The organism is Flavobacterium sp. N1994 (assembly GCF_025947145.1).
Classification (GTDB): domain Bacteria; phylum Bacteroidota; class Bacteroidia; order Flavobacteriales; family Flavobacteriaceae; genus Flavobacterium.
In genome coordinates this window covers 116,897-142,164 of the sequence record NZ_CP109999.1, presented here as the reverse complement: position 1 = coordinate 142,164, position 25,268 = coordinate 116,897, and the positions used below count along the sequence as shown (strand labels likewise).

The window sequence follows — 25,268 nt, the reverse complement described above, 5'->3', positions numbered from 1 at the left end:
CTTCGGGGCTTTTTTATTGCTGTATTTTAGAAGCCAAAAGATAAATCACTGCCATTCTAATAGCAACTCCATTTTCAACTTGATCCAGAATGACCGATTGCTTGGAGTCGGCAACATCTGAAGTAATTTCAACACCACGGTTGATAGGTCCTGGATGCATAATGACAATTTCTTTGCTCAAAGAATCTAAGAGTTGTTTATCAACCCCATATTGTTGTGCATATTCACGTGTTGATGGAAAATAATTCACATCCATACGTTCATTCTGAACACGAAGCATGTTTGCCACATCACACCATTCTAAAGCCTTTCTAAGATTCGATTCTACTGTTACTCCAAGACTTTCAATGTGTTTCGGAATCAAAGTTTTTGGTCCGCATACTTTTACTTCAGCGCCTTGCATTTGAAGGGCATAAATATTAGACAAAGCAACTCTAGAGTGCAAAATATCTCCCACAATCACCACCTTTTTCCCTCCTACTTCCCCCAGTCGTTCTTTGATGGAATAACTATCTAATAGGGCTTGGGTTGGGTGTTCGTGAGCACCATCTCCAGCATTGATAATACTAGCTTTTACATTTTGAGATAAGAAGTAAGCTGCTCCAGGATTAGCATGACGCATCACCACCATATCTACTTTCATGGAGAGAATATTGTTCACGGTATCAATCAAAGTTTCCCCTTTTTTTACCGAAGATTGTGCTGCCGAAAAACTAATCACATCGGCAGAAAGTCTTTTTTGGGCTAATTCAAAAGATAATTTGGTTCGGGTACTGTTTTCAAAAAAGATGTTGGCAATGGTAATGTCGCGCAATGACGGAACTTTTTTAATAGGCCGATTGATAACTTCTTTGAAATGATCAGCTGTTTCAAAAATCAAATCGATATCTTCTTTTTTGAGATATTTTACACCTAGTAAATGGTTGACTGATAGTTCGGACATTTTGGTTCTATGTTGTAAGTTGTGTTGTATGTTCCTTTTAAAATCCTAAATCAAATACACTGCATCTTCTCCCTCTTTTTCCTTCCAGCAAACAATTACCTTTTCATCGTTGATGGCGTCTACCTGACGACCTCTATAATCGGGCTGTATGGGTAAATGACGACTAAATCTTCTGTCAATTAGCACTAAAAGTTCAATTTCAGAAGGTCTGCCAAAAGATTGAATAGCCGTTAAAGCAGCTCTAATGCTTCTTCCTGTGAATAGTACATCATCAATAAAAACTACTTTTTTATCTTCTACTAAGAAATCAATTTGAGTTTTGTTGGCCTCTAATTGTTTTTCGCCACGACGGAAATCATCTCGAAAAAAAGTAATGTCTAAAAATCCTAGAGGTATGTTTTTGATGTTATAATCGGTTTCTAAAATAGTTTTCAGTCGCTGTGCCAATGAGACGCCACGTGGTTGAATTCCGATAAGTACAGAGTTGGAAAAATCAAGATGATTTTCGATTAACTGACAAGCCAAACGATGGAGTATGATATTGACTTCTTTGGAAGTGAGCAATACTTTTTGACTCATGATAGTGTTGTTTGGAGTGTAAAAGTAGTATTTTTTATTGAGTGTGTCAAATTAGTTATGAGATATGCTATTTTGTTATTTTCCTATTTCTCACTAATCCTAAACACTTTATTTTATTCCTACAAAAAACAACACAATGCACAATTCCTTAAAAATGATGCTTATAAACATTTCAATTAATACTGATAAACCAATTAATTCATGCCTATAAACTGATTCATTTATACGATACTTTTTCAGTGCCTTTATTTACTGGCACTCCCGAATATAAAAAAGCATTATTAGGATTATAAAACTTTATTAAATTTTGTAAGAATAAAATAGACTATCTTATGATCTAATAGCTTATTTTTGGAATCAAACTAACTTAAGTATCATGTTAAAAAAATATAGTTTTTTAATCTGTTTTGCATTCTTTGGCATAACTACTATCTATTCCCAACAAATAGACTCTACAAAAGTGTTGATGAGTGAAATTGCTAAAAGCTATAAAGGGGATACTAAAGATGGACTTGCTAATGGTAAAGGCACCGCAAAAGGAGAAGATACTTATTCAGGTGAATTTAAAAATGGATTGCCAGATGGTAAAGGAAAATATATTTATAAAAACGGAAATACTTTTAGTGGTTTTTTTAGCAAAGGAATAAAAAATGGAAAAGGAGTCTTTAATTATTCAATTAACGGAACATCCTATACACAAAAAGGATATTGGGTAAATGGAGATTATGTTGGTACTAATAATCCTGAAGAATTCTATGATGTTTCAAATATGATTGGCATTAATAGTTATTCTATTAAAAAACTAGATGACAACCAAAATACAATACAATTTTCAGTAACTGCTGGTTCAATGAAATATATCCCTAATAATTTTCATGTCAATATCACAACCGGTCAAACCTTTCCACAAGGTAAAATTTTAAAAATAAGTAATTATGTCCTTCCTGTTAATTGCGAAATTTATTTTACAGTTAGGAAAGGTGGTGTTGATAGAGACTGTTATTTTTATTTTGAGATTTTAAAAGAAGGTGACTTCGAAGTATTGATTGATGCTTCATAAAAAGAAAAACTCCCACTTATAGCGGGAGTTTTTTATTTATTAAGGATACATTTTCTTTCTCATTTCTTGAATCTTCTCATCATCAAGGTATTCATCGAAAGTCATATACCTGTCTATTACGCCGTTTGGTGTGATTTCTAAAACCCTATTGGCAACGGTTTGCGCAAACTCGTGGTCATGTGTGGTAAATAATACAGAGCCTTTAAAGTTTTTAAGAGAATTATTGAATGCTGTAATCGATTCCAAATCTAAGTGATTCGTTGGTTCATCAAGCATTAAGACATTGGCACGAATCATCATCATTCGAGATAACATACAACGTACTTTTTCTCCTCCTGATAATACAGTACATTTTTTTAAAGCTTCTTCTCCTGAGAAAATCATTTTCCCAAGGAATCCACGAACGTATACTTCATCACGCTCTTCTTCCGTTTTTACAAATTGACGTAACCAATCTACCAGATTCAGACTTCCGTCTGTGAAAAATTGGCTGTTATCATTTGGTAAATACGATTGATTTGTTGTAATTCCCCAATCAAAAGTTCCAGCATCTGCTTTTTGGTTTCCGTTTAAGATTTCATAAAAAGCTGTAGTAGCACGTGAGTCTTTTGAAAAGACAACTACTTTGTCGCCTTTGGCCATGTTCAAATCGACATTCTTAAACAATACTTCACCATCAACTGATGCGGCCAAGTTTTGAACGTGCAATATTTGGTCTCCAGCTTCTCTTTCTACATCAAATATAATCGCAGGATACCTACGACTTGAGGGTCTGATTTCATCCAAATTTAATTTTTCAATCATTTTTTTACGAGAAGTGGCTTGCTTAGATTTGGCCACATTCGCACTAAAACGACGAATAAATTCTTCCAATTCAGCTTTCTTTTCTTCTGCTTTCTTATTTTGTTGTGCTTTTTGTTTTGCTGCTAATTGACTAGACTCATACCAAAAAGTATAGTTTCCTGAATAGTGGTTAATTTTAGAAAAATCGATGTCCGAAATATGAGTACAAACCGAATCTAAAAAGTGACGGTCGTGCGAAACCACAATTACGGTATTTTCATAATTAGCTAAGAAGTTTTCTAGCCAAGTGATAGTTTCAAAATCTAGGTCATTCGTAGGCTCATCCATCACTAATACGTCAGGATTTCCAAAAAGTGCTTGTGCCAAAAGGACACGTACTTTCATTTTTCCTTCCATCTCACTCATTAAGTTGTAGTGCATGTCGGCTGAAATTCCAAGGTTAGAAAGCATAGCACCAGCATCAGACTCAGCATTCCACCCGTTCATTTCTTCAAACTGTACTTGCAACTCACCTATTCTATCCGCATTTTTATCATCATAATCAGCATACAAAGCATCCATTTCCGATTTTACTGCAAACAAAACTTTGTTACCCATCATTACCGTTTCTAAAACAGTATGAGCATCGAACATGTTGTGATTTTGGTTCAATACTGACATACGCTTTCCTGGCTCTAAGATTACTCTACCAGAAGTTGGATCAATATCACCTGCCAATATTTTAAGGAAAGTAGATTTTCCTGCACCGTTGGCACCAATCACACCGTAGCAATTGCCTTGAGTAAAAGTGGTATTTACTTCGTCAAATAATATTCTTTTACCAAATTGAACCGATAAATTAGAAACTGTAAGCATGAAATATATTTTATTAAATTTGGTGCAAAAGTAGTGAAATATGTGGATAATTTTAGCATGTATCTTCTACAAAAAAATGTTGTGTAATTGACTAGAAAAAGGCATATTTACAACCTTTTAACTTTAACGATAGGTTAACAGTAATATTCAAAGTATCCCATTAATTTTGTTTACTAGTTTTGAAAAATGCACAAGTTCAATAATATAAAATTTTTAGGTTTTCTTTTTCCAATATTCGCTCTTTTTTGTTCGTGTAAAAACGAATTTAAAGGGTGTGAATATGTGGCTTATTTTGGTGGTGAAGTCGTAAACCCTAATACTCCTTATGTGCTTTTCTGTAAAGACAATGAAGTGATAGACACTTTAAAGTTGGACAAAAACAATCGCTTTTTCATTCAGTTTGATTCATTGGCTCCAGGTTTGTATTCTTTCAAACATGAACCTGAATACCAGTATGTGTACTTTGATAAGAACGATAGTATCATGGTGCGTGTTAACTCCAAAGACTTTGATGGTTCTATTGTTTTTTGCGGTCGCGGGGATCAAAAAAATAATTATCTGATAGAACAATATTTAAGAAATGAAAAAGAGAAGAACAATATGTTTGAGACTTTTGATTATGATATTGATAAATTCAGTCACACTGTAGATTCTTTATATAAAATATCGAAGAAATTTTATGCTACTAAAAAAGAGGAGATTAAATGGAGCGATGATTTTGATGTCTATGCTAAAGCTGCTGTTGACTATCCCTACTATTCAAGAAAAGAAGTATATCCTATAATTCACAAAATAAGAACGGGTGAAGATGTTTATGAAAAAATTCCAAAAGATTTTTATGATTTCAGAAAGAATATTAATTGTAATAATGTAGCCCTTTCTAACTACTCCCCTTTTGTGATGTATTTATCCAATATGTTGAATAATATGGGCGCTATCAATTACCATAATCATTTTTCTGAAATGGATTTGGCTCTAAAAACCAATATTAATAAATTGAATATTGCGGATACACTAATTAAAAATGAAAAGGTTAAAAACACCATTCTAAATAATATAGCTTTTACCTATTTATTGGAAGATCAGAATATGGTCAACAATAAAAAGTTCTTAGATACCTATCATAAATATTCAACCGATAAAAGTCAGAAAAATGAAATCTTAAAAATTGGTGATGCCATACAATTACTTACTGTGGGTAATTCATTACCTAATGTTGCTCTGACAAATCGTGATGGAGATACCATTCAATCCTCAAATTTTGCAAACAAGAAAACTGTAATTTTCTTTTGGTCAGAAAATGCATTATCGCACTTTGAAGCGGTACATAAAAAGATTTTAGCCTTTCACAAGAACCATCCCGAATATCAGTTTATTGGCATCAACTTAAATGATTCACAAGAAGCATGGGAAAATAAGCTTTCCAATTATAATTTTAATGGAATTACTGAACTTCGTTGTGCCGATTTTGAAGATTTAAAAGACAAATGGGTCATTACCAAAGTACACAGAACTATTATTCTTGGCGATAAAGGATTAATTAAAAACGCCTTTACCAATGTCTTTGAACTTAATTTTGAAGACGAATTGAAATAGCTATGTTAGTTTGTTTATAGCAATAAAAAAAACGCTTTTCAATGAAAAGCGTTTTTTTTATTATTAATCTTTAATTACAAATTATTATTGATTTCCTTTAGCATAATCTGCTAAAAACTGAGCTAAACCAATATCAGTCAATGGGTGTTTTAGTAATCCTAATATTGACGATAATGGTCCAGTCATTACATCGGCACCAATTTTAGCACAGTTAACTACGTGCATTGTATGACGAATCGAAGCCGCTAAAATTTGCGTTTCAAAAGCATAGTTATCGTAGATATCACGAATTTCTTGAATTAAAGCCAAACCATCAGTAGAAATATCATCTAATCTTCCTAAGAACGGAGAAACATAAGTAGCTCCAGCTTTAGCAGCTAGTAAAGCTTGACCTGCTGAGAATACCAAAGTAACATTCGTTTTAACTCCTTTATCTGAAAAATATTTACAAGCTCTTACGCCGTCTTTGGTCATTGGCAATTTTACCACGATTTGCTCATGCAAATCAGCTAACTCCTCACCTTCTCTAATCATACCTTCATAATCGGTTGCAATCACTTCGGCACTTACGTCACCATCAACGATATTGCAAATGTCTACATAGTGTTTTAAGATATTATTTTTTCCGGTGATTCCTTCTTTGGCCATCAACGAAGGATTAGTGGTAACACCATCAAGTACCCCAAGGCTTTGAGCTTCTTTGATTTCGTTTAAGTTGGCTGTGTCAATAAAAAATTTCATACGCTTGTTGTTATATGTTTAAAAAAGTTGTGTTCTAAATTTGGTTGCAAAGTTACAATTTATAATGGTTCATCAACATACTTTCGTAGATTCTGTCAGGTAATATTCGCTTTAAAACGATAGAGAATTTTTGCATAAAAGCGCCCTCTTTGTAATGCAACTTTGGGTTTTTATCATTGATGATTTGAAATACTACTTTAGCTAAATCTTCGGGATTGTCTCCACTATGCATATGAGAATTCATCATACCTAATGTGTTTTCATAAGCAGTTTTATATACTGATTTTTCGTGTATTGGCGCATGATAACGATGCGAGGCAATATCTGTAGCAAACTCTCCTGGAGCAATATTTACCACTGAAATTCCGAAAGGTTTTACTTCGATACTTATGGCTTCTGAAACCAATTCTAGTGCGCCTTTTGACGCCGAATAAATTCCTCTGTAAGGCAATCCCATATATCCCGCTATGGAAGTAATATTAATTATCAAACCAGAATTTTGTTTCCGCATTTGTGGCAAAACCGCTTTGATAACTTCAATTGGACCAAAGAAATTAGTTTCGAAATTATTTCGCATTTCATCGGTTGGCGTTTCTTCTATTGGTCCTGTAATCCCAACACCAGCATTGTTTATAACGATATCAATTCGTTTTGAGAGAGCTATTACTTTTTCAATGGCTTGTTGGATACTATCTGTGTTTCTAACATCTAAAGCTATTAAGGGAAATATTGAATTGGTGACTTTTTCAGGATTTCGACTGGTTCCATAAACGGTGAATCCTTTATGAAATAAAAACTCTCCAATGGCTTTTCCAATACCTGAAGATCCTCCTGTAATTACTACTACTTTATTCATATTATGTTGTTATGTCTTGTCCAAATTGTATCCTATAACCATTGTTATCACAAATAGCAAACTCCTTCATTCCCCAATCAAAGGTTTCTAATTGATATACTACATTTACTTTTTCTTTTAATAGTTTCCAAAGTGTTTCTACATCATCCACATTTATATAAAACGTTCCCGTGAATGTAGGTTTTTCAAATGAAGTATGTTGATTTGGTTTAGCAAACATTAATTGACAATCGTCTTTAAATAATGATGCCCATCCCCATTCTTCATTCTTTTCACTACATGTAAATCCAAGAATTGTACAATAAAAATCAATAGTTTCTGAGAGTTGTTCTGTCCAAATCATTGGAACTATGGGTTGGAATTTCATAGTCAAAAAAATTAATGCATAAAGATAAAAAACTCGATTGATTCTTTAGTGCATTTTTATTCCCAATCCATTCTTTTCACTTAGCTGAATTCGTCCATTAATAATCTGACTTCCATTAGCAATGTCATTGGCAATTAAATTGGCTCCATCCAAATCAGCATAATCACATAATGGCGCTAAAACAGCTCCAGCTGAAATACCAACAGAAGATTCAGTCATGCAGCCTATCATAATTTGGAAACCTAAAGCTCTTGCCTCAGTAATCATTCCCAAAGCTGGAGTTAATCCACCACATTTAACTAATTTAATATTGATGCTTCTATAATGCGGGACTAAATCCTTTAATGCTAGATTATTTTGACAATCCTCATCAGCCATCCAATTGGCAAAGGTATCGGAGTGTAACGTCTTATAATTTTCAATTCCCGTTTTCATAGGTTGTTCCAAATAGGTGAATTTTGAAATCAACTCATTATTTTCAAGCCAAGAACATTCCTCTTGGGAAAAACTTCCATTTGAATCTAAAGCTACATTTTTATCTAATTGAACTAATTGGTTAATAGCATCATTGTCAAAATGATTGCATTTAACTTTAAATTTTGTCCATGTAGATTGTTTGATTTTTTTGATTTGATTTTCAACGGTATCAATACTAATGGTTATTGAAGAATCAGGAAGCTGATTATAATTGATATCATTCAATGCTAAAAAAGACTTCTTTTCGAGTTTTCCAAACAAATCCCAATAGGCACAATCTAATGCGGAACGAAGAAAACTTGGCAGGTTTAATGTTACTAGGAAAGTATAATAATCAGTAGGATGAATTATTTTTTGAGTTTCAATTTGAGCTTTTATTTTCTCTAAAGTATGATTGAAATCAGTAAGATTGATTTGGTAATAATCTATGGAAGTACATTCACCATATCCTCTCTCTCCATTTTGCTCTAAAGTGATGATTAGTGCTTCTCTAAAAGTGTACTTTCCATAAGCAATAGCAAAGGTTTCTTTGAGGTTGAATTTTACTATTTGCCAATGTAATTTCATGGAAAAGGATTGGATTAAAAAAAAAGAATCCGAAACAAGTTCGGATTAAAAATGGCAAGCGACCTACATCGCACCGCTACAACCACATACCTTTGCTATGTTCCCATCCTGGAGGATTTTGCAGGAGCTGGTCGTGTAGGACTTGCCGGTGCAAATATACAATCTTTTTATTTTTTTGCAAGAATTTAAGACCAATATAAATATATTTGTGAGTGAAAAATTAATTATACCAAATGAAAATTTATAACCCATTAATTACCATTTTATTAGGCTTAAATCTAATAGGTTGTGGTCCTAATCAAAAAGATAAAGAATCCTTTTTTAGTTTTGATGAAAGCAACTTAAAATCGATGTATCAAGCTACTGAGAAAGTAGATTTAAATTTAGTTAACTCCAAAAATAAAAACATAGATAGCATCGCCTATTTTGTAAACGATAAAAGAATATCATCTGTAAAAGGTAATGGTAAGTTCACTTTGGATTTGAATGGCAAAAAACTGGGATATCAAAATATAAAAGCCTTAGTTTATTTTGAAGGCGATACCGTTTCTACAAAAACCCGAGTTGAAGTGGCTTCGGGAATTGTTCCGAAATTATTGAAGTATACTATTGTTAATACTTATCCACATGACATCAATGCGTTTACAGAAGGATTCGAATTTTTCAGAGATACTTTGGTAGAAAGTACAGGAACTCCAGAAGGTTATAAAGGGTACTTTGCTAAAATTGATTATAAAACTGGTAAGACTTATAAAAGAGTCGATTTAGATGCTAAATATTTTGGTGAAGGAATCACAGTAGTGAATAATAAAATATACCAATTGACATGGCAAAATGCAACAGGATTTATCTACGATATTAATACGTTGAAAAAGCTAAAAACATTTGATTTTGACAAAAAAATTGAAGGCTGGGGAATGACAAATGACGGTAAAAACATTTACCAATCAGACGGAACAGAAAAAATATGGACCATGAATCCGGAAACTCAAAAAATGATTGATTTTATTAATGTGTATACTAACGACAGTAAAATTAAAGCAGTCAATGAATTGGAATGGATTAACGGAAAAATATATGGTAACATCTGGCAAAAAGACGCCATTGCTGTTATCAATCCACAAACGGGTGCTGTTGAAGGTGTATTGGATTTAACAGCTTTAAAAGCTCAAATAAAGAATCCAAAAGCTGATGTTTTAAATGGGATAGCCTATAACAAAAAAACGAATACCCTATTTGTTACTGGAAAATGCTGGGATAAAACTTTTGAAATCAAAGTGACTGAGTAAACTTAAAACCTATATAAAATAAAAAAAGCAAGCCTTGAATCTCGCTTTTTTTATTTCTTTCTAAATTCCATTTTGTCCTTGTCGTAAGCAAAAGAAATTTGTTGGTTCTTTCCTTTTTGAGTGACGGTACCGTCAGGATTTAAAACAAATTCAAAACCTTCTCGTCTTACTTTTTCCTGTGTTTCAGAAGCAGCTGTACCACCTAAAGATACTTTTTCAGTAATATGATTTGTCAACTGGTAATTGGAATAGACTTGTTTTTTAGAGGTTAGTTCATAAATAATATTATAGATTGTGGTCTTATCTTCTGTTTTATTTGGAGTGCTCAATAAGTTATTTTCTGTCCAGGTAAGTAAATAGAGTTTAACACCATTGGCCATGAATGAACTTAGTTTACAATCTTTTGGTGTAAAACTGGCATCAACTGCTTTCACTACTAAAGCGTCATTAGTTTTCCCTTTTTCAATTATTGACACCTGAAAGTTTCCGCTTTTAACTTCAACTTGCAGATTATCAACTTTGGGCAAAGTTACAGTTGCTTTAGCTTTTTTAGAACTTCCTTTCTTTTTTTGGCTGAACCCATTAAGAGTTAGTAAGCCTACACAAACAAATAAAAATATTTTTTTCATAGTAGCTAATTTGGTTTTAAATAGAAAGCCAATATACAAAATTATCTATTCGAGGGATGTTAAATAAAAAGCCGTCATGTAATTAAACATGACGGCCTGCTAATAAAAAAACTAAAATTTACTCTTTTTGTGATTTCAATGCTAACGAATAAATAACTAGACCAAAACCAATTTTGTTAATTGCATCTGCAATGTTATAGGCCACATCTACATTTCCTTTACCTAGGATACTTGTATACCATCCATTTGTACCCAACATATATCCTAGAGGATAAATTGCCCAACCAACTAAAACGAACCAACACAAAATTTTGTGAGCCGCTAAAATGTTTCCTCCAGCTTCTTTAGCTAATTTTGCTGCTTCACCTAACCAAATTTCATACACAATAGCAAAATAAGCTATTCCCGAAATTAATCCCCAAATTTGAGCACTTTCTGGATAAACAGCTTCTCCAAAGTAACCAGTTACTAACATAACAACGGAATAGAAAATCATTTTAGATAATAAGCTCTTTTTTGCACCAGCAATTTTAAGTATTAAATAAAACTCAAGACACATTAATGGAACAGTAAGAATCCAGTCAACGTATCTGAAAAATGTTGGAGATTCTTGGAATGAAGCCCAATAATCTCTCATGTAAAAATAATGTACTGCTGCAATAAAGGTTATTAAACCTGAAACTAATACAGAAGTACGCCACTTTTTATCAAATTGATTTAATGATAAAAAGAAAAATGCAGATGCTGCCATCATAGCCATACATCCAACAAAGAAAGTGAATCCTACATAGTCTGTAGGTAACATTTTAGCAATTAATGCTGTAGATAAAATAGTGTTTAACATAATTTAAATTGATTTAGATTAATATTTGTTTAATCAAATGTAAAAAAAGTTAAACAATAAAAATGTATTTTGTTTAATATTAGTTACATTTGATTAAACAAAAAATAAAACACCGTGAGTAAAATTGCCAAAATTTCAGTACTGCTTAGCTTTCTAGGATTATGGCTAACGTCATTTCTAAAAAATGAATATCAAGTTATTGTAGGTTTTATATTAGTATTATCGTTTGGTATTGTGCATGGAGCAAATGATTTATTGATTATAAAAAAAATAAATCCTAAATCAATCTCAATTTTGAGGCTATTGTTCAAGTATATTGTCTTGGTTTTTGTTGCTGTTTTGTTGTTTGGTTTTGTTCCATGGTTAGCAATGTTTCTATTTATTATTTTTAGTAGTTATCATTTTGGTGAACAGCATTGGGAAAACCGCATAATAAAATCAAATGAAATAATAAAAGTTTTATTTGAAATAAATTATGGTGGATTTATACTGTTACTATTATTTTATTTTCATCAAAAAGAAGTTCTGGATATTCTCTTTTCTATAACTGATATTCAAATGAGATTTATTAATATTCCTTTATTATTAAAAATTAATGGGTTTATTTTAATTTGCCTAGGACTTTACAATAGTTATAAATCTGAAATATTTAAAAATGAAGTTATTAAAGAACTATTATATCTAATTGTTTTTGGTATCATTTTTAAAGTAGCTAACTTGATATGGGGATTTACAATCTATTTTATATTTTGGCATAGCATACCTTCGTTAAGTGATCAAATTAAATATTTATATAAAGATGTTACCCTAAGAAATAGTATTACCTACTTCAAATCAGCTTTTTTATATTGGATAATTTCAATGTTTGGAATTGGTGTATTATATTTATTATTGAAGGATACTAAAATATTTGACGCCATTTTTTTCTCTTTTTTAGCAGCAATAACTTTCCCACATGTAATTGTGATAAAAAGAATGTATTCTGAAAATAAAAAAACCGAGTAATTGCTTACTCGGTTTTTAATTTTAATCCAATTTAATTATTATTTAACCTCTTCGAACTCTACATCCTGAGTGTTATCTCCTTGAGCATCTGCTTGCGGCTGTGCTTCTTGAGCTTGACCAGCTTCACCTTGAGCATACATTGCTTCAGTAGCGGTTTTCCAAGCTGCATTTACATTGTCAAGACCTTTTTGAATAGCTTCTAAATCTTGATTTTGGTGAGCCATTCTCAATTCTGTTAAAGCTAATTCGATAGCTACTTTATGATCGTCAGATAATTTTTCTCCAATTTCCTTCAATTGACTTTCTGTTTGGAAAATCATACTGTCCGCTTCGTTCAATTTATCTACTTTTTCTTTAGCTTGTCTATCAGCTTCAGCATTCATTTCAGCATCTTTTTTCATTCTTTCGATTTCTTCAGCTGTTAAACCAGAAGAAGCTTCGATACGAATGTCATGCGATTTACCAGTTCCTTTATCAGTAGCCGATACTTTGATGATACCGTTAGCATCAATATCAAAAGTAACTTCAATTTGAGGAACTCCTCTTGGTGCTGGTGGAATACCGTCTAAGTGAAAACGCCCAATTGTTTTATTATCAGCAGCCATAGTTCTTTCTCCTTGAATTACATGGATTTCAACACTAGGTTGGTTATCTGCAGCAGTTGAGAACACTTGTGATTTTTTGGTTGGAATCGTTGTATTTGACTCTATTAATTTAGTCATTACATTACCCATAGTTTCAATTCCTAATGATAAAGGTGTCACGTCAAGTAACAATACATCTTTCACATCTCCAGATAAAACTCCACCTTGAATGGCAGCACCAATCGCTACTACCTCATCTGGATTTACTCCTTTTGATGGTTTTTTCCCAAAGAATTTTTCTACTTGTTCCTGTATTACAGGAATACGAGTAGAACCACCCACTAAAATAACTTCGTCGATATCAGAAGTAGACAAACCTGCATCTTTCAATGCTTTTGCTACTGGATCCATGGAACGTTTTACTAAAGTTTCTGCCAATTGCTCGAATTTTGCACGAGTTAATGTTTTTACTAAGTGCTTTGGTCCTGAAGCTGTAGCTGTAACATAAGGCAAGTTAATTTCTGTTTGAGTAGAAGATGATAACTCAATTTTTGCTTTTTCAGCCGCTTCTTTTAAACGTTGTAAGGCCATTGGATCTTTACGTAAATCAATACCTTCTTCAGTATTGAATTCATTGGCCATCCAATCAATTATTACTTGGTCAAAATCATCTCCACCTAAATGAGTGTCTCCGTTTGTTGATAATACTTCGAATACTCCGTCTCCTAATTCAAGTACAGAAATATCGAAAGTTCCACCACCTAAATCATAAACTGCGATTTTTTGATCAATTCCTTTTTTGTCTAATCCATAAGCTAATGCAGCTGCAGTTGGCTCATTGATGATACGCATTACTTTAAGTCCTGCAATTTCACCAGCTTCTTTAGTAGCTTGACGTTGTGCATCGTTGAAGTAAGCTGGAACTGTAATAACAGCTTCTGTAACGGTTTGACCTAAATAATCTTCTGCTGTTTTTTTCATTTTTTGAAGTGTCATGGCTGACAATTCTTGTGGTGTGTATAATCTTCCGTCAATATCAACACGTGGTGTGTCGTTATCTCCTTTTACCACTTTGTAAGCTACAGTTGATGCTTCTTTGGCACTTTCTGAATACTTGTTACCCATGAATCTTTTTACAGATGCAATGGTTTTGGTTGGGTTGGTCACTGCCTGTCTTTTGGCAGGATCACCTACTTTAATTTCGCCACCTTCTACAAATGCAATTACAGATGGTGTAGTTCTCTTTCCTTCTGCATTAGCAATTACAACAGGTTCTCCACCTTCCATAACTGCCACGCAAGAATTGGTTGTACCTAAATCGATACCAATAATTTTTCCCATTTTTATTTTCTCCTTTTAATTTTGTTTTGATTATTCCTCTACGAGTGAATAGTACTTTGTGTTGTACGTTTCCGTATTTGTCAACTATTATGCCAAGTGATAAATAGTAATAAATTGTCAGTTTTAAACAAAAAGAGGCTGACAAAGTGACATTTATTCATATAAAAAATCCCAACTCAAAAAGTTGGGATTCTTTATTTAATCGTTCATCGAAATGAGGAACTCTTCATTGTTTCTAGTCTTTTTGAACCTGTCATTGATAAAGTCCATAGCTTCAACTGGATTCATATCCGCTAAGTATTTACGCATAATCCACATACGTTGAATAGTTTTTTCATCCAATAATAAATCATCGCGACGCGTACTTGATGAAGTTAAATCGATAGCAGGAAAAATACGTTTGTTGGCAATTTTTCTATCCAATTGTAATTCCATGTTACCCGTTCCTTTAAATTCTTCGAAGATTACTTCATCCATTTTAGAACCCGTTTCTGTTAAGGCTGTAGCAATGATACTCAATGAACCTCCATTTTCAATATTACGAGCCGCTCCGAAGAAACGTTTTGGTTTTTGTAATGCATTGGCATCTACTCCACCCGAAAGCACTTTTCCTGAGGCTGGTTGTACTGTATTATAAGCTCTTGCCAAACGCGTAATCGAATCTAACAAAATCACTACATCATGACCACATTCTACCAAACGTTTTGCTTTTTCTAAAACAATATTAGCTACTTTAACGTGACGGTCAGCTGGCTCATCAAAGGTAGAAGCAATCACTTCACCTCTTACGTTACGTTGCATATCTGTAACCTCTTCAGGTCTTTCGTCAATTAGTAACACTAATAAGTAAACTTCAGGATGATTGGCTGCAATACTGTTGGCAATGTCTTTTAATAGCATCGTTTTACCCGTTTTGGGTTGTGCCACAATCATACCTCTTTGTCCTTTTCCAATTGGAGAAAACAAATCGATAATTCTTGTAGAGATAGTAGATTGTTTATCCGCAAGGTTGAATTTCTCTTGTGGAAAAATAGGCGTTAAATGCTCGAAAGAAACTCTGTCACGAACCACTTGTGGGTCATGCCCATTAATTTTCAATACTTTTACTAATGGGAAAAACTTTTCTCCCTCTTTTGGCGGACGTACAACACCTTTAACCGTATCTCCAGTTTTCAGTCCAAATAATCTTATTTGTGAGGTTGATAAATATATATCATCAGGAGATGCTAAATAATTATAATCAGAAGAACGTAAGAAACCATAACCATCAGGCATCATTTCAAGTACGCCTTCGCTTTCTATAATTCCGTCAAATTCATAATCTGAATCACGGAAATTATTGTGCTTTTTTCCTTTGAAGTTAGGATTATTGTTTCCGTTGTTTCCATTTCCGTTTCCATTTCCGTTTCCATTTCCATTATTATTTTGATGTTTGTGTTTTGGTTCACGATTAGCATCATTATTATTGGGATTTGGATTAGCTTCTGTTTCTTCAACTGAGGGCTGCTCTACAGCTTCTACTTGATTTTCAACAGGCTCTTGTGAAGTCAATTGAGAAGTATTATTTTTCTTTTTATCAAAAGGTGGTTTTTTGAACTTCGGGTTTTTACTTTGGAAAGCTGGTCTTTCTTCAGCAACTGCTGCTATCGGAGTTTCATCAGCAAATAAATCATTTTGTTTTGTTTCGGGAGCTTTTTTGGCTTCTGGCAAAATACGTGCTCTTTTTGATTTATTATCAACAACTTTCTCTTCTTTAGCCTCGGGTTTTGCTGATGCTGTTGTTGCATTCTGATGCGTTAAGATTTGCTCAATAAGTGTGTCTTTTTTGGCACCGGTAACTTTTATGGTTTTAGCTAATTTAGCTATCTCTTGAAGCTCAGCAAGCTTCATTTCTTTAAGGGCAGAAATATCAAACATAAATAGTATTTATATCGTAAATTATTTTATCGGGGATGTAGAAAAATGAAGGTAGATTTCAATGATTGGGAAAATCTGATTGATGAAGTTCGTGCAGATTTACACTGCAATAATACAAATAATATTTTATCATACAATAGTATTTTTTTAAAAAGAAACTTTATTTTTGCAACTGATTATTCAAAAAAAGAAATGTTTAGACCACAAAGTTATTATTTGATTGTTTGCTTCATTATTACTGGGGTTTTACCATTCGTATTTCCACTTTGGACAGACGCTAGTGGTAAGTCTTTTTATTTTATGATGGACATTGTTTATGTTAGCCTATTTGGTTTAAGTACAACATTAACTTTACTAAGTATATTATCTCACAAAAAAAGACAACAACAATTTGTCATGGGCAGATTGAATATGATATTGAATTTAATTTTATTAGGATTATTTGTGTATCGAACACTAAATTTATCTGGAGGAACAGCTACTGTTTCTGAGAAAGGTATTGGGATGTTCTTACCTATTTTTTCTATCGTATTTTTGGTTTTGGCCAACAAAGCCATCAAAAAGGATGAAGATCTCGTAAAATCTGTGGATCGTTTGCGATAAACCTATAAACTTAGTTTTTTAGTGCTGCAAAAAACCCGAACCAATGGTTCGGGTTTTTTATTTAATCTTACTACTTGACTTTTGGTTTAAACTTTTCCGTCTCGTATTTCATCTACTATCTCAGGATTTAATAAAGTAGAAGTGTCTCCGAAGTTACTAAAGTCTCCTTCAGCAATCTTTCGCAATATTCTACGCATAATCTTACCTGAACGTGTTTTAGGTAAATTAGATACAAATTGAATTTTATCTAATTTGGCAATTGGACCTATTTGATCAGAAATTAATTGATTGATTTCCTTAGCTAGGTTATCTCTATCTCTACTTTCTCCAATTTCTTTAAGAATAATAAAGCCATACAAAGCATTTCCTTTAATATCATGAGGGAAACCAACTATTGCACTTTCCGCAATTGCTGGGTGTTCATTGATAGCATCTTCAATAGGTGCCGTTCCAAGATTATGACCTGAAACGATGATAACATCATCCACTCTACCTGTAATTCTGTAATACCCAACCTCATCACGCAAAGCTCCATCTCCCGTAAAATATTTACCTGGAAAGGCTGTAAAATAGGTTTCTTTGTAACGCTGATGATCTCCCCAAATGGTCCTAGCTATTGACGGCCAAGGGAATTTAATACATAAACTTCCCGTAACCTGATTACCTTCAATTTCATTACGCAATTCGTCCATTAAAACAGGTTGAATTCCAGGTAATGGTAAGGATGCATACGTTGGTTTTGTTGGAGTAACAAAAGGAACTGGTGAAATCATAATTCCTCCTGTTTCGGTTTGCCACCAAGTATCTACTAATGGACAACGCTTTCCGCCTACGTGGTCGTTATACCAGTGCCAAGCTTCTTCGTTGATAGGTTCTCCAACGGAACCGATTACTTTTAAAGAACTTAGTGGATATTTTTGAACGTAATCTAAACTTTCTTTAGCCAATGCACGAATAGCGGTTGGAGCAGTATAGAATTGGGTTATTTTATGTTTTTCGATTACTTCCCAAAAACGACTAAAATTTGGATAAGATGGAACTCCTTCAAAAATTACAGTAGTGGCTCCATTTAATAATGGTCCGTAAAGAATATAGGAATGTCCGGTTATCCAGCCTATATCAGCGGTACACCAAAATACATCGCTTTCTTCATAAGCAAAAACGTTTTTAAAAGTATAAGCCGTATACACCATATATCCAGCAGTTGTATGCACCATTCCTTTTGGTTTTCCTGTAGAACCCGAAGTATATAAAATAAATAACGGATCTTCAGCATCCATGATTTCAGCCACATTGTTCGGAATCGCAGCATCTAATAAAGGTTGCAACCATAAATCACGGCCTTCTTTCATAGTAACTGAAGTGTTTGTTCTTTTGGCTACCAAAACTTTTTCTACACAAGGTGTTTTTTGCAAAGCTTCATCAACAATCCCCTTTAAATCAATAGTTTTATCACCGCGATAACTTCCGTCAGAAGTGATGACCATTTTACACTCACAATCATTAATACGAGCCGCAACAGCCGAAGCCGAAAACCCAGCAAAAACTACTGAATGTACCGCACCAATTCGGGCACAAGCTAAAGTTGCAACCGCCAATTCAGGAATCATTGGTAAATAAATACAAACCCTATCTCCTTTTTGAACTCCTTGTTCTCGAAGTACATTGGCCATTCGGGCAACTTTATCATAAAGTTCGTTGTAAGTAATATGAAGTGCTTCTTCACCTGGATTATTAGGTTCAAAGATGATAGCCGTTTTATCGCCTCTTCTTGCTAAATGTCTGTCAATGCAATTTTTAGTGATGTTCACTTTGGCATCAACAAACCATTTGAATTGTGCTTCCTGAAAATTAAATTCAAAAACTTTGTCCCATTTTTGATACCAAGTAAAGTTCTCATCTGCTATTCTGTCCCAAAACTTTCTGGGCTCACGAATAGACTTCTTATACATTTTGAAGTAATGTTCTAGGTTGAGTATTTTGTAGTAGCTCATAACTGTTTAGTCAATTTTTTTATAAAATTACTATTTTATTACAATTTAAAAAGGATTTCATATAGGATTATTAATCATACAAAGCAACTATTCGCTCAAACCTTCCATGATGGCTTTTGGAAACTGGTATAAGGTTATTGTTTTGAAAAGAATAATAATTAGGAATACCATTGCTTTTTTTAATGCTTGTGGTAGCATCTAAAAATTCAATTCTTTCAAAATCAGTTGGATTTATTACTGCATCCGTAGAAATATAATCTAAAGTGATTTGGGTCTTAGTGAAATAAATTTGATCATAACAACGCACTTTCCCATAGTGAATGCTATCAATTATTTTCAAGTCAAAACATTCTAATTGCAAAGGAATATAAGCTCTAATCTGAGTTTGTCTGTTATAAATTTTATAAGCTGCTTCTTTCTGACTCCATAGATACCAAACCATAATTTCAGGTTCGTCAGCATTGAAAATCAGCAATTGTTCGCTTGAGGTAAAGATTTTTTCAATAAATCCTTTTCGTTGCCAATTGCTTTCCTTTTTGGCTAGTGCTAAATCGATGATGTCATTACCAATCACTTTTGAGCCAATTTAGTTTCAATGATATCCAATGCTGCTTTAATCGTAAGCATTTTTTCCATCGACTCGTTATCGATATCTATTTTAAAAGCATCCTCGACATCCAAAACAATATCTACCAAATTGGCAGAATTAATATTTAAATCATTGATAAAGTCAGTACTTTCATTGATGTTTTCAAAAGCTTCCTCATTTTTAACAAACGGTTTTACGATTGCTTTTAACTGTTCTATTGTGGTTGTTCTATCCATAGTTTTATTTGTATTTTTTTAAAATCACACAGCCATTTACATCACCAAATCCGAAGCTAGCTTTAGCCAAAATGGTAATCTCTTTTTGAATAAGTTGCTGTGGTATGCAGGAATTATGAATTATCTCTGTAATATCGGGATTTAAATCTTCACAATTAGTATTCGGAAAAACAAATCCATTATAAACTTGCAACACCGAAGCTACAGCTTCAATACTACCCGCAGCCGACAAACAATGTCCTACCATTGATTTCAATGAATTGATTAATGGAAACTCATTACCTTTTCTGTTTAATGCTTGGCTCCAATTAGCAATTTCAAAAGTATCTTTACTTGTTGCTGTTAAGTGTCCGTTGATGACATCTAGTTCATTTGGTGCAACTCCTGCATTTTTTAATGCGTCTGTAATACATTTTTGAACTGCAACTCCATTCGGAGCTGTCATTGTTCCTGAACCACGCTGCCCGCCTGAGTTAATGTTACCTCCCAAAACTTCAGCATAAATTCGAGCTCCCCGTTTCAAAGCTGTTTCTAAATCTTCCAATACTAAGGCTCCTGCTCCACTTCCTGGTACAAATCCAGAAGCAGTTGCTGACATTGGTCGAGAACCCTTTTCTGGAGCATCATTGTGTTTAAAAGTACAGACTTTCATCGCATCAAATCCACCCCAAATATAAGGTCCACTATCGCTAGTACTTCCCGACAATATTCTTTTAGCTTGCCCCAATTTGATTCTTTCGTAGGCCATCAAAATACTTTCCGTTCCTGTTGTACAAGCTGAGGAATTGGTTGTTACTTGATTTCCTAAACCTAATTTTCCGCCAAGATATGCACTCACCCCACTATTCATAGTTTGTGCCACAGCAGTACTTCCTAATTTTCTAGTTTGAAAATCATCAATTTTATAAATGCTTTCCCGAAATTTTTCAATTCCTGAAGTGCCCGTTCCAAAAATAGTTCCAGAATCCCAATCAGGATTATCGTTATCTTCTATTGACAATCCTGCATCTTTCCATGCATCGATTCCCGCAATAACTCCGTATAAAATTCCGGTGGAATTGAAATTACGCAATTCTAATTCGGTAAAATAATTGCGTTTCAATTCTTCCGAAATCTCAGGTGTTCCCGATATTTGACAAGAAAACTGTAATCTTTCTAATTCGGCATCATGCTTAATTCCTGAAATACCATTTTTTATAGCATCAGTAAACGCATCAAGACCCACTCCGTTTGGAGCAACCACACCTAAACCTGTTATAACTACTCTTCTACTCATACTATCATTCCTGCTATAGTTCCGTTACAAACTTCTTCATTATTTGAATTCAACATTTTCACTTTACATTTTAATTTTCCAAATCGGAAATATATTTTTTCTGAAATTACGATTACTTTTTCATTGGGAAATATCGGTTTTAAATATTCTATTTCCGAGGAAGTCAATGCTATTTTACTTTTACTGTTAAATTCATTTCCTAATAAAAAAATACCCAAACAGACTACTCCAATCTGTGCCATAGTTTCGGTCAAAATAACCCCTGGTGTAACTGGATTGTCTTTAAAATGTCCTTTATAAAAATCGGAATTTGGAGAATAAGTATAACTTCCTTTTACTCCATTTTCATCTACAAACAAAAGCTCATCCACGAAAAGGAATGGTTTTGAATAAGGCAATTTGTCGAGAATATCTTTAAACATTTAAAACTCAATTAAAATTCGCTGTGCCGAAAAACCCGGACCAAAACTAAGTAACAATCCTTTTTCTCCTTTTTGGGGTTGGCTATCCAATACTCTTTCTAAAACATACAAAACCGTGGCACTTGACATGTTTCCGTATAAGCGTAACACTTCTTTCGTATCGTTGATATTTTTACCTAAATCAGAAAACAAATCTTCCACCGTTTGTACAATTTTTTTTCCGCCTGGATGAAAAATCAGATGATCAATATCCTCTATTTTTAATTTATTTTTGGCCAAAAAAGGATGAATAATATCTGGAAAGTGTGAAGCAATTGTATCTGGAACTTCAATATCTAATACCATTTGTAAACCAGAATTGGTCAACTGAAATCCCATCATGTGAATAGCATCATAAAAATGATACATTTCATCAGCTAAAATTTTCGGCCCTTCATCCTCTTCATGAGAAGAAAGCAAGACACAAGCCGCACCATCTCCAAAAATAGCCGCACTCACAATATTCGCCATCGAATAATCATCGAGTTGAAAAGTAGCTGTTGGACTTTCAACCGCAATAACAGCAGCCCGTTTTCCTGGATTGGCTTGCAAGAAATTTTTAGCATACATAATCCCCGAAATCCCAGCAGCACAACCCATTTCGGTCACTGGCAAACGAACAATATCTTGACGCAGTTTCAAGGAATTAATCAAATAGGCATCAAGCGACGGAATCATAATGCCCGTACAACTTACTGTGATGATATAATCTAAATCTTCGGGGTTCCAATTGGCTTTTTTTAATGTTTTGGCTAACACTTTTTCTCCTAAAGCGATTACTTCACGAACGTAGATAGTGTTGCGTTCTTCAAAAGAAGTTTTGGTAAAAACCTCCACAGGGTCCATTATGGAATAGCGTTTATCTACCATCGCACCTTCAAAAATTTTCTTCACTTTACGGATGAAACGCTCTTCTTGACCCAACAACCAAGTATCCAAAAAAGGAAGAATCTCAGCGGTAGTTCGGCAATATTTTGGCAACTCTTTAGCTACTGATATTATTTTTACGCTCATATTTTTTAGTTGTCCAAATTAGTTTTGATAATCCATTGGTAACGGAAAGCCCATTTCCATTGAATGGTGTATTTTTTAAATTGCAATAGCTTTGAAAATGCTACCAATTCCTTCTTTTTAAATCCTCTCAAAATTGAAACTAATCCATCTTCTCTCGACATCTCATTCAATCGAAACACAAAACACAATGCCTGAAACAAGCGATAAGAAATGGCACTTCGCTGCAAATCATTAATAACAATTCCTAGTTTGGCTTTTTGCTGAAATACTTTTAATAGCGTTACAATTTCGTCGTCCTTAAAATGATGTAAAGTCAAAGTGCATAAAACTATGTCATACTGAAACTGTTGGAATGATTGTCCAAATATATCTTCACATCGATAACTGATGTTAGCATATTCTGATGATAATTTTCGAGCATGATTTACAGTAAAATTGTTTGCGTCAATTCCAATAAGTTTAAATTTTAAATCATTTTCTTTTCCGTAATCTGCAAGTATTCTCAACATATCTCCATTACCACAACCCACATCAACAATGGTAATTTCTTTGGAAATAGCAATTCCTTTAATAAGCTGTTTTACACCTTGCAATGTTAGTTGGTTTCCTCCCAGTAGTTGATTTATTTTGGCAATTTTATCTAAAGCCTCACGAAGCATTTCCCCTTCCATAGAAAAGTCATCCATGATTTCGGATTGTTTCGTCCTGTATTTTGTATTAATCAAAATCATATCGGTTTTCCGTGGGTTTTTTTAATAATCATTGGTAACAAACTCGGAAAAATAAAAAGCAGCTGCATAACAAACGAAGCTAATAGTTCTTTCTGCAATAAAGCCCCAAGCCATTTTCCCGTTCTCAATCGAGACCTGAAATTATAATTCCATTTTTTTTCATATCCTTTTTCCATTTCATCCCTTGATAAATTATTTTCTAAAAAAGGAATTACAGCCTCACAAGCTAATTTAGCACTGTGTATTGCCATCGCCATTCCATTGCCACATAAGGGATGAATCAAACCTGCAGTATCACCAATCATCAGCATGTTATTTTCAATAGCGGTTTTCGATTCAAAAGAAATCTGACTAATCGTTAGCGGTTTATCAAATTGAATAGTTGCTTTATCAAAAATAGCTTTCAAATTTGGGTTTTGGCTAACCACTTTTTCTTGGTATTCTTGAAGTTCTTTGTGTTTTTTAAAGGTATCGTAATTACCCAAATAACAAATATTAACTAAATTATTTTCAACTTTAGAAACACCACAATAACCTCCTTTAAAATGATATAATCCAACCAAATCATCTGGAAAATCAACCTCATAATGGGCTTTTACACCCAGCCAATTTGATGGTTTTGAAATGAATTTACGATTTAGTTTGACATCTAGATTAGAACGTTTACCAAAAGCACCCAAAACAATTTTACAATCATGCACTGATTTCTGAGTGGTAATAGTAAAAATGTTGTCTCTAAAAAATACATCGATTACTTTTTCTCGAAGAACTTTACCGCCTCGTTTTTTTACTTCTTCATATAAATAATGATCCAAAGTATACCGACTAATCCCAAATCCACCCAAAGGCAACTTTGTAGTAATCGCTTTTCCTGAACTTAATGTAAAAGTGAGTTTATCAATGTGTTTGGGTTGTAGTTTTTCAATATCTAAATCCAATGATTTTAAATATGGCAATACTTCATTAGAAATGTATTCCCCACAAACTTTATGTTTAGGGAAGTCATTTTTTTCAAAAATAATAACGGAATACCCTTTAATTAAAAGATCAAGCGCAGCTGTTAACCCAGCCAAACCGCCACCTATAATAATCACATCAAAATTTTTCATAGCAAGTAAATTTATGAAATTGAACCGATAAGTTGTTATATAATTATCATATTAGTTTCTTCTTTACTTATACTAGCATTTTCAAGTTATGATGTAAATTATCTTCATTTTATGTCTTTAAAAATTAATAATTCTCTAAAAAAGGAGCAAAAAATAGCTTTAATTTGTAGTAAACAAACAACACTATGCTATTAGATCCTAACGAGCTTGATTACTCAGCTGTCTATAAACTACTCACTGGTGCTATCATTCCAAGACCTATCGGATGGATTTCAACTGTAAATGAAGAGGGAATCAACAACCTAGCTCCTTTTTCCTATTTCAATGCCGTTGGAGATGATCCACCTCATGTGATGTTTTCAACAGGAATTAGCAATAACATCCACAAAGACACCCTTACTAATGTCTTAGCTACCAAACAATTTGTAGTTAACATGGTTACTGAAGAATTGGTTGAACAAATGAATATCACGGCAAAAGCTGTTCCTTATGATGTTGATGAATTTGAATTAGCTTCGGTAACTCCAATTCCATCCCAAAAAGTAAAACCAATGCGCGTCAAAGAAAGTCCCATCTCTTTTGAGTGTGAATTAGTTCATCATTATTTTTTGGAAGACCACAAACAAGGTGGCGCCTGCATAGTAATTGGACGAATAATAATGATGCATTTTGATGATGCCGTTTTATTGGACAATTATAAAATCAATCTTGAAAACTACAAGCCTGTTGCAAGATTAGCAGGTTCCAATTATGCTAAAATAGGAGAACTTTTCTCTGTTAAAAGGAATTAAAATTATCAAT

The 25,268-nt window shown here is 33.4% G+C and carries 25 protein-coding genes and 1 other RNA gene; 6 read left to right on the top strand and 20 right to left on the bottom strand.

What is annotated here, in order from left to right:
- Positions 1-13: 13 nt before the first annotated feature.
- Positions 14-943, bottom strand: a complete 930-nt coding sequence (locus OLM53_RS00610; protein ID WP_264521115.1) for an aspartate carbamoyltransferase catalytic subunit — start codon at positions 941-943, stop codon at positions 14-16.
- A 45-nt stretch (positions 944-988) separates the two neighbouring features.
- The gene (gene pyrR, locus OLM53_RS00605) at positions 989-1,522 is read right to left on the bottom strand and encodes a bifunctional pyr operon transcriptional regulator/uracil phosphoribosyltransferase PyrR (RefSeq protein ID WP_264521114.1); all 534 of its coding nucleotides are present in this window, start codon (positions 1,520-1,522) and stop codon (positions 989-991) included.
- 376 nt (positions 1,523-1,898) lie between these two features.
- Here pyrR and OLM53_RS00600 point away from each other — a divergent pair, with 376 nt between their 5' ends.
- Positions 1,899-2,582, top strand: coding sequence for a hypothetical protein (locus OLM53_RS00600; protein ID WP_264521113.1), 684 nt, complete (start codon positions 1,899-1,901; stop codon positions 2,580-2,582).
- A gap of 39 nt (positions 2,583-2,621) precedes the next feature.
- On the opposite strand, the gene OLM53_RS00595 is transcribed toward OLM53_RS00600, so the two are convergent.
- Positions 2,622-4,241, bottom strand: coding sequence for an ABC-F family ATP-binding cassette domain-containing protein (locus tag OLM53_RS00595; protein ID WP_264521112.1), 1,620 nt, complete (start codon positions 4,239-4,241; stop codon positions 2,622-2,624).
- Between the two features lie 186 nt (positions 4,242-4,427).
- On the opposite strand from OLM53_RS00595, the gene OLM53_RS00590 reads away from it, so the two are divergent.
- The gene (locus OLM53_RS00590; RefSeq protein WP_264521111.1) at positions 4,428-5,837 is read left to right on the top strand and encodes a TlpA family protein disulfide reductase; all 1,410 of its coding nucleotides are present in this window, start codon (positions 4,428-4,430) and stop codon (positions 5,835-5,837) included.
- Positions 5,838-5,921: 84 nt separating this feature from the next.
- On the opposite strand, the gene fsa is transcribed toward OLM53_RS00590, so the two are convergent.
- The 5 genes from fsa to ffs form a co-directional block, all read right to left on the bottom strand.
- On the bottom strand, positions 5,922-6,578 hold the full coding sequence (gene fsa / locus OLM53_RS00585) for a fructose-6-phosphate aldolase (RefSeq protein ID WP_264521110.1): 657 nt from the start codon (positions 6,576-6,578) through the stop codon (positions 5,922-5,924).
- 52 nt (positions 6,579-6,630) lie between these two features.
- Positions 6,631-7,434 (bottom strand): SDR family oxidoreductase, encoded by an 804-nt coding sequence (locus tag OLM53_RS00580; RefSeq protein WP_264521109.1) that lies wholly within the window; start codon positions 7,432-7,434, stop codon positions 6,631-6,633.
- A 1-nt stretch (position 7,435) separates the two neighbouring features.
- Positions 7,436-7,801: a VOC family protein gene (locus OLM53_RS00575; protein WP_264521108.1), complete on the bottom strand. Its 366-nt coding sequence runs from the start codon at positions 7,799-7,801 to the stop codon at positions 7,436-7,438.
- Between the two features lie 45 nt (positions 7,802-7,846).
- Positions 7,847-8,845 (bottom strand): enolase C-terminal domain-like protein, encoded by a 999-nt coding sequence (locus OLM53_RS00570; protein WP_264521107.1) that lies wholly within the window; start codon positions 8,843-8,845, stop codon positions 7,847-7,849.
- Between the two features lie 49 nt (positions 8,846-8,894).
- An RNA gene (gene ffs / locus OLM53_RS00565) (signal recognition particle sRNA small type) lies at positions 8,895-8,993 on the bottom strand.
- Between the two features lie 85 nt (positions 8,994-9,078).
- On the opposite strand from ffs, the gene OLM53_RS00560 reads away from it, so the two are divergent.
- Positions 9,079-10,134, top strand: coding sequence for a glutaminyl-peptide cyclotransferase (locus tag OLM53_RS00560; RefSeq protein WP_264521106.1), 1,056 nt, complete (start codon positions 9,079-9,081; stop codon positions 10,132-10,134).
- Positions 10,135-10,184: 50 nt separating this feature from the next.
- Here OLM53_RS00560 and OLM53_RS00555 read toward each other — a convergent pair whose 3' ends face one another.
- Both OLM53_RS00555 and OLM53_RS00550 read right to left on the bottom strand, forming a co-directional pair.
- Entirely contained in the window at positions 10,185-10,763 is a 579-nt protein-coding gene (locus OLM53_RS00555; RefSeq protein ID WP_264521105.1) for a hypothetical protein, read from the bottom strand.
- A gap of 118 nt (positions 10,764-10,881) precedes the next feature.
- Positions 10,882-11,607: a bacteriorhodopsin-like gene (locus tag OLM53_RS00550; protein ID WP_264521104.1), complete on the bottom strand. Its 726-nt coding sequence runs from the start codon at positions 11,605-11,607 to the stop codon at positions 10,882-10,884.
- Positions 11,608-11,721: 114 nt separating this feature from the next.
- Here OLM53_RS00550 and OLM53_RS00545 point away from each other — a divergent pair, with 114 nt between their 5' ends.
- On the top strand, positions 11,722-12,612 hold the full coding sequence (locus OLM53_RS00545; RefSeq protein WP_264521103.1) for a Brp/Blh family beta-carotene 15,15'-dioxygenase: 891 nt from the start codon (positions 11,722-11,724) through the stop codon (positions 12,610-12,612).
- Between the two features lie 38 nt (positions 12,613-12,650).
- Here the strand turns inward: OLM53_RS00545 and dnaK are convergent, their stop codons facing one another.
- Both dnaK and rho read right to left on the bottom strand, forming a co-directional pair.
- Positions 12,651-14,537 carry a molecular chaperone DnaK gene (dnaK, locus tag OLM53_RS00540; protein ID WP_264521102.1) on the bottom strand — a complete coding sequence of 629 codons (1,887 nt, stop codon included), beginning with the start codon at positions 14,535-14,537 and terminating at the stop codon, positions 12,651-12,653.
- Positions 14,538-14,735: 198 nt separating this feature from the next.
- Positions 14,736-16,454, bottom strand: coding sequence for a transcription termination factor Rho (rho, locus tag OLM53_RS00535; protein ID WP_264521101.1), 1,719 nt, complete (start codon positions 16,452-16,454; stop codon positions 14,736-14,738).
- Positions 16,455-16,646: 192 nt separating this feature from the next.
- On the opposite strand from rho, the gene OLM53_RS00530 reads away from it, so the two are divergent.
- Entirely contained in the window at positions 16,647-17,057 is a 411-nt protein-coding gene (locus tag OLM53_RS00530; protein WP_264522404.1) for a DUF4293 domain-containing protein, read from the top strand.
- An 86-nt stretch (positions 17,058-17,143) separates the two neighbouring features.
- Here OLM53_RS00530 and acs read toward each other — a convergent pair whose 3' ends face one another.
- The 8 genes from acs to OLM53_RS00490 all read right to left on the bottom strand — a co-directional run bounded on the left by acs (position 17,144) and on the right by OLM53_RS00490 (position 24,467).
- Positions 17,144-19,051, bottom strand: a complete 1,908-nt coding sequence (acs, locus tag OLM53_RS00525; protein WP_264521100.1) for an acetate--CoA ligase — start codon at positions 19,049-19,051, stop codon at positions 17,144-17,146.
- A 70-nt stretch (positions 19,052-19,121) separates the two neighbouring features.
- Complete coding sequence (locus OLM53_RS00520) at positions 19,122-19,625, bottom strand: 4'-phosphopantetheinyl transferase superfamily protein (protein ID WP_264521099.1); 504 nt, start codon at positions 19,623-19,625, stop codon at positions 19,122-19,124.
- Positions 19,622-19,876, bottom strand: a complete 255-nt coding sequence (locus OLM53_RS00515; protein ID WP_264521098.1) for an acyl carrier protein — start codon at positions 19,874-19,876, stop codon at positions 19,622-19,624. The genes OLM53_RS00520 and OLM53_RS00515 overlap by 4 nt, the downstream gene beginning before the upstream one ends.
- A gap of 4 nt (positions 19,877-19,880) precedes the next feature.
- Positions 19,881-21,152: a beta-ketoacyl-[acyl-carrier-protein] synthase family protein gene (locus tag OLM53_RS00510; protein ID WP_264521097.1), complete on the bottom strand. Its 1,272-nt coding sequence runs from the start codon at positions 21,150-21,152 to the stop codon at positions 19,881-19,883.
- Entirely contained in the window at positions 21,149-21,574 is a 426-nt protein-coding gene (locus OLM53_RS00505) for a 3-hydroxyacyl-ACP dehydratase FabZ family protein (protein WP_264521096.1), read from the bottom strand. The genes OLM53_RS00510 and OLM53_RS00505 overlap by 4 nt, the downstream gene beginning before the upstream one ends.
- Entirely contained in the window at positions 21,575-22,627 is a 1,053-nt protein-coding gene (locus tag OLM53_RS00500; protein ID WP_264521095.1) for a type III polyketide synthase, read from the bottom strand. It abuts the gene before it with no gap.
- Between the two features lie 5 nt (positions 22,628-22,632).
- A complete protein-coding gene (locus OLM53_RS00495) occupies positions 22,633-23,358 on the bottom strand; it encodes a methyltransferase domain-containing protein (protein WP_413614251.1) in 726 nt (241 codons plus the stop codon).
- Positions 23,355-24,467 carry an NAD(P)/FAD-dependent oxidoreductase gene (locus tag OLM53_RS00490; RefSeq protein WP_264521094.1) on the bottom strand — a complete coding sequence of 371 codons (1,113 nt, stop codon included), beginning with the start codon at positions 24,465-24,467 and terminating at the stop codon, positions 23,355-23,357. The genes OLM53_RS00495 and OLM53_RS00490 overlap by 4 nt, the downstream gene beginning before the upstream one ends.
- Positions 24,468-24,652: 185 nt before the next feature.
- On the opposite strand from OLM53_RS00490, the gene OLM53_RS00485 reads away from it, so the two are divergent.
- Positions 24,653-25,258: a flavin reductase family protein gene (locus OLM53_RS00485; protein ID WP_264521093.1), complete on the top strand. Its 606-nt coding sequence runs from the start codon at positions 24,653-24,655 to the stop codon at positions 25,256-25,258.
- Positions 25,259-25,268: the final 10 nt, after the last annotated feature.

Excerpts from the sequence above, each read along its gene's own strand:
- acs (WP_264521100.1), bottom strand. The coding sequence starts at position 19,051 with ATGAGCTACTACAAAATACTCAACCTAGAACATTACTTCAAAATGTAT.
- OLM53_RS00570 (WP_264521107.1), bottom strand. The coding sequence starts at position 8,845 with ATGAAATTACATTGGCAAATAGTAAAATTCAACCTCAAAGAAACCTTT.
- OLM53_RS00590 (WP_264521111.1), top strand. The coding sequence starts at position 4,428 with ATGCACAAGTTCAATAATATAAAATTTTTAGGTTTTCTTTTTCCAATA.
- OLM53_RS00515 (WP_264521098.1), bottom strand. The coding sequence starts at position 19,876 with ATGGATAGAACAACCACAATAGAACAGTTAAAAGCAATCGTAAAACCG.
- OLM53_RS00600 (WP_264521113.1), top strand. The coding sequence starts at position 1,899 with ATGTTAAAAAAATATAGTTTTTTAATCTGTTTTGCATTCTTTGGCATA.
- OLM53_RS00575 (WP_264521108.1), bottom strand. The coding sequence starts at position 7,801 with ATGAAATTCCAACCCATAGTTCCAATGATTTGGACAGAACAACTCTCA.
- dnaK (WP_264521102.1), bottom strand. The coding sequence starts at position 14,537 with ATGGGAAAAATTATTGGTATCGATTTAGGTACAACCAATTCTTGCGTG.
- OLM53_RS00500 (WP_264521095.1), bottom strand. The coding sequence starts at position 22,627 with ATGAGCGTAAAAATAATATCAGTAGCTAAAGAGTTGCCAAAATATTGC.
- fsa (WP_264521110.1), bottom strand. The coding sequence starts at position 6,578 with ATGAAATTTTTTATTGACACAGCCAACTTAAACGAAATCAAAGAAGCT.
- OLM53_RS00530 (WP_264522404.1), top strand. The coding sequence starts at position 16,647 with ATGTTTAGACCACAAAGTTATTATTTGATTGTTTGCTTCATTATTACT.
- OLM53_RS00595 (WP_264521112.1), bottom strand. The coding sequence starts at position 4,241 with ATGCTTACAGTTTCTAATTTATCGGTTCAATTTGGTAAAAGAATATTA.
- OLM53_RS00485 (WP_264521093.1), top strand. The coding sequence starts at position 24,653 with ATGCTATTAGATCCTAACGAGCTTGATTACTCAGCTGTCTATAAACTA.
- OLM53_RS00580 (WP_264521109.1), bottom strand. The coding sequence starts at position 7,434 with ATGAATAAAGTAGTAGTAATTACAGGAGGATCTTCAGGTATTGGAAAA.
- OLM53_RS00560 (WP_264521106.1), top strand. The coding sequence starts at position 9,079 with ATGAAAATTTATAACCCATTAATTACCATTTTATTAGGCTTAAATCTA.
- OLM53_RS00495 (WP_413614251.1), bottom strand. The coding sequence starts at position 23,358 with ATGATTTTGATTAATACAAAATACAGGACGAAACAATCCGAAATCATG.
- rho (WP_264521101.1), bottom strand. The coding sequence starts at position 16,454 with ATGTTTGATATTTCTGCCCTTAAAGAAATGAAGCTTGCTGAGCTTCAA.
- OLM53_RS00490 (WP_264521094.1), bottom strand. The coding sequence starts at position 24,467 with ATGAAAAATTTTGATGTGATTATTATAGGTGGCGGTTTGGCTGGGTTA.
- OLM53_RS00555 (WP_264521105.1), bottom strand. The coding sequence starts at position 10,763 with ATGAAAAAAATATTTTTATTTGTTTGTGTAGGCTTACTAACTCTTAAT.
- OLM53_RS00510 (WP_264521097.1), bottom strand. The coding sequence starts at position 21,152 with ATGAGTAGAAGAGTAGTTATAACAGGTTTAGGTGTGGTTGCTCCAAAC.
- OLM53_RS00505 (WP_264521096.1), bottom strand. The coding sequence starts at position 21,574 with ATGTTTAAAGATATTCTCGACAAATTGCCTTATTCAAAACCATTCCTT.
- OLM53_RS00550 (WP_264521104.1), bottom strand. The coding sequence starts at position 11,607 with ATGTTAAACACTATTTTATCTACAGCATTAATTGCTAAAATGTTACCT.
- OLM53_RS00610 (WP_264521115.1), bottom strand. The coding sequence starts at position 943 with ATGTCCGAACTATCAGTCAACCATTTACTAGGTGTAAAATATCTCAAA.
- pyrR (WP_264521114.1), bottom strand. The coding sequence starts at position 1,522 with ATGAGTCAAAAAGTATTGCTCACTTCCAAAGAAGTCAATATCATACTC.